Origin of the sequence: Eudoraea sp. (assembly GCF_049665975.1) — a bacterium.
Classification (GTDB): domain Bacteria; phylum Bacteroidota; class Bacteroidia; order Flavobacteriales; family Flavobacteriaceae; genus Eudoraea.
In genome coordinates this window covers 1-2,725 of record NZ_JBATGR010000407.1, presented here as the reverse complement: position 1 = coordinate 2,725, position 2,725 = coordinate 1, and the positions used below count along the sequence as shown (strand labels likewise).

Annotated in this window: 3 protein-coding genes; 2 read left to right on the top strand and 1 reads right to left on the bottom strand. The window is 37.8% G+C overall.

Annotated features, from left to right (window positions below):
• Both WBN20_RS13540 and fucP read left to right on the top strand, forming a co-directional pair.
• The coding region (locus WBN20_RS13540) for an SDR family oxidoreductase (protein WP_424282076.1) at positions 1-745 on the top strand (745 nt) is incomplete at its 5' end.
• A 21-nt stretch (positions 746-766) separates the two neighbouring features.
• Entirely contained in the window at positions 767-2,095 is a 1,329-nt protein-coding gene (fucP, locus tag WBN20_RS13535) for an L-fucose:H+ symporter permease (RefSeq protein WP_424282075.1), read from the top strand.
• 84 nt (positions 2,096-2,179) lie between these two features.
• Here the strand turns inward: fucP and WBN20_RS13530 are convergent.
• Positions 2,180-2,725: sulfatase/phosphatase domain-containing protein (locus tag WBN20_RS13530; RefSeq protein ID WP_424282074.1), on the bottom strand; the 546-nt coding region annotated here is incomplete at its 5' end.

Genomic DNA, 2,725 nt, shown 5'->3' with positions numbered 1-2,725 from the left:
AGGCAGTATTGGGGAAACGATATTACAGAATTTGGCAAGTGAAGGCGCCATACCTGCGGTTATTGACAGAAACGACAGAGGTATTAAATACATTGAAAAAATTAGAAAAAAAGGGATTGATGCCATCTTTTGTAAAACCGATGTTACAAATCCGGAACAAATTCAATTTGCCATCGAAACTATCGCCAAAAAGTATGGTAGGATAGATGTGGTCATCAATAATGTAGGAGTAAATGATGGTGTAGGCTTAGACGCGTCATATGAAGAATTCATGAACTCATTAAAACTGAATATGGTAAGCTATTTTTTGACAGTCAAGCATGCCTTACCCTTATTAAAAAAGTATAAAGGTAATATTCTCAATATTGGGTCTAAAGTTGCTTTAACCGGACAGGGAGGAACATCGGGCTATGCTGCTGCTAAAGGAGGTGTATTGGGTCTAACCAGGGAATGGGCTGTAGACCTTATTGCATATGGAATCCGCTCAAATGCCATAGTTATTGCCGAAAGCTGGACCCCCTCTTACGACACCTGGATAAAATCACTTGAAAACGGAGACAAAAAGTTACAGTCAATTATAAAAAAAATTCCTTTTGAAAACAGAATGACTACCCCACAGGAAATTGCAGACACCTGTTTGTTTACTATTTCTGATAGATCGTCACATACTACCGGACAATTTATAACGGTCGATGGAGGGTATGTTCATCTGGACAGATCTTTATTAACGCAAGACAATGATTAGTCGATTGAAGAAATAACCATTATGGATAACAACAAGAAAATACCGGTTGTCACCAAACAGGTATTGCTGCCATTTATATTAATTACATCTTTATTTGCATTATGGGGATTCGCAAACGATATCACCAACCCAATGGTCTCGGCTTTTAAGAAAATTCTGGAATTAAACAATACTCAAGCATCCTGGGTGCAAATGGCTTTTTACGGCGGATATTTTACGATGGCATTTCCTGCTGCAATGTTTGTTAAAAAATATACCTATAAAAAAGGAATCATGCTTGGATTGATCCTATATGCAATTGGAGCCATTTTGTTTTATCCGGCCGCTGCATACGAAGAGTTTGGTTTTTTTCTGGCCGCTTTATACATTCTAACTTTTGGATTGGCTTTTTTGGAAACTACAGCTAATCCGTTTATTTTATCTATGGGCGATCCAAGAACCGCAACACGAAGATTAAACCTGGCTCAGGCATTTAATCCTATTGGCGCCCTAACTGGTTTATTTGTAGCACAGACATTTATTCTGGGTTCGCTCCAGTCAGACGACCTGGACGCCCAAGGCAACATTATCTATGACACTCTTTCTGAAACTGCTAAAACTGCTGTTCGCACATCTGATTTAATGGTTGTACGAAATCCATATGTTATTCTGGGAATATTCGTATTGTTCATGCTTGTTCTAATTGCACTTGTTAAGATGCCTGAGAAAAAAGAAATAGTTAACGACTCCGTAAGTAACGCAGTAAAACGTTTGTTTAGGAATAAAAAGTTTGTTGAAGGTGCAATAGCCCAAATGTTCTATGTTGGAGCTCAAATTATGTGCTGGACGTATATTTATCAATATGCGGAAACCCTTGGAATTGACAATCGGAGTGCTGTCACCTATGCGTATTGGGCGTTGATTCTCTTTTTGATTGGCCGTTGGATAGGCACTTATTTATTAAAATATGTCAGTTCTGGCAGATTGCTCATGTTTTTTGCAATTGGGGCTATTTTATTTACCCTTGGAGCCATTTTTATTCAAGGAATGACTGGCTTATATTCTCTGGTTGGTATTTCATTGTGCATGTCTGTCATGTTTCCAACCATTTACGGAATAGCCCTGGAAGATGTTGGGGAAGACGCAAAGTTTGGAGCGGCGTTTTTGGTAATGGCGATAGTAGGTGGAGCAATTATGCCAGTCTTACAGGGTTCCATTTTGGATTTCGGAGGATCCGGATATACGGATATTGAAATTCTTGGAGTTCCGGAAGTAAATTTCTCCTTTATTTTACCCCTTATATGCTTTTTTGTAGTGGCGACTTATGGCTACAGAACACAAAAAGTTTACACTAAAGTAAATCAGGTTTGATAGTAAAATTATAAAGGACTATTTTTCTGTCTGTTTTTTTGAAACTTCAGGGTTTTCAAGACTCACCACAAAATATTGAAGCTTTTACAAGACATTCTTTCTTTTCATTTGGCTGATATCCAATGTATCATTCAATTCTTTTTGCATGTTTAGTAACTCCTGAAAAAGATCATCAATTTTAGGTTGATATTCCTGGAACTCCGAGAGGTCCTTCATTTCTTCCGGATCTTTCTCTAAGTCATACAATAAAACCTTATCCAGTTTGGGATATACTATTAGTTTGAAACCGTCCTTCCGTATCATTCTTTGGAGGTCAATATATGCACCATAAATAGCATTATAATGGCTTTTATCCTGATCTCCTTTTACTATATCCATTACACTATGAAAATACAGGTAACCTGGTTTCTCAACACCTGCCAATTCTAAACTTGTGGCCATAGCATCTTGCAAATAAATATCTGACGAATTTATTTTACCTCCAGGTATGTCTGGGCCCATTATCATAAAGGGTGCTCTTATACTGTGATCAAATTGACTTTGTTTCCCCAATAAACCATGCCTTCCCATTGCCAACCCATGATCTGCCGTAAAAATCACATATGTATTTTCCATTTGTCCGCTTTCTTC

What these genes read in the sequence shown, in the direction of transcription:
- fucP (WP_424282075.1), top strand. Translation starts at nt 767, where the DNA reads ATGGATAACAACAAGAAAATACCGGTTGTCACCAAACAGGTATTGCTG.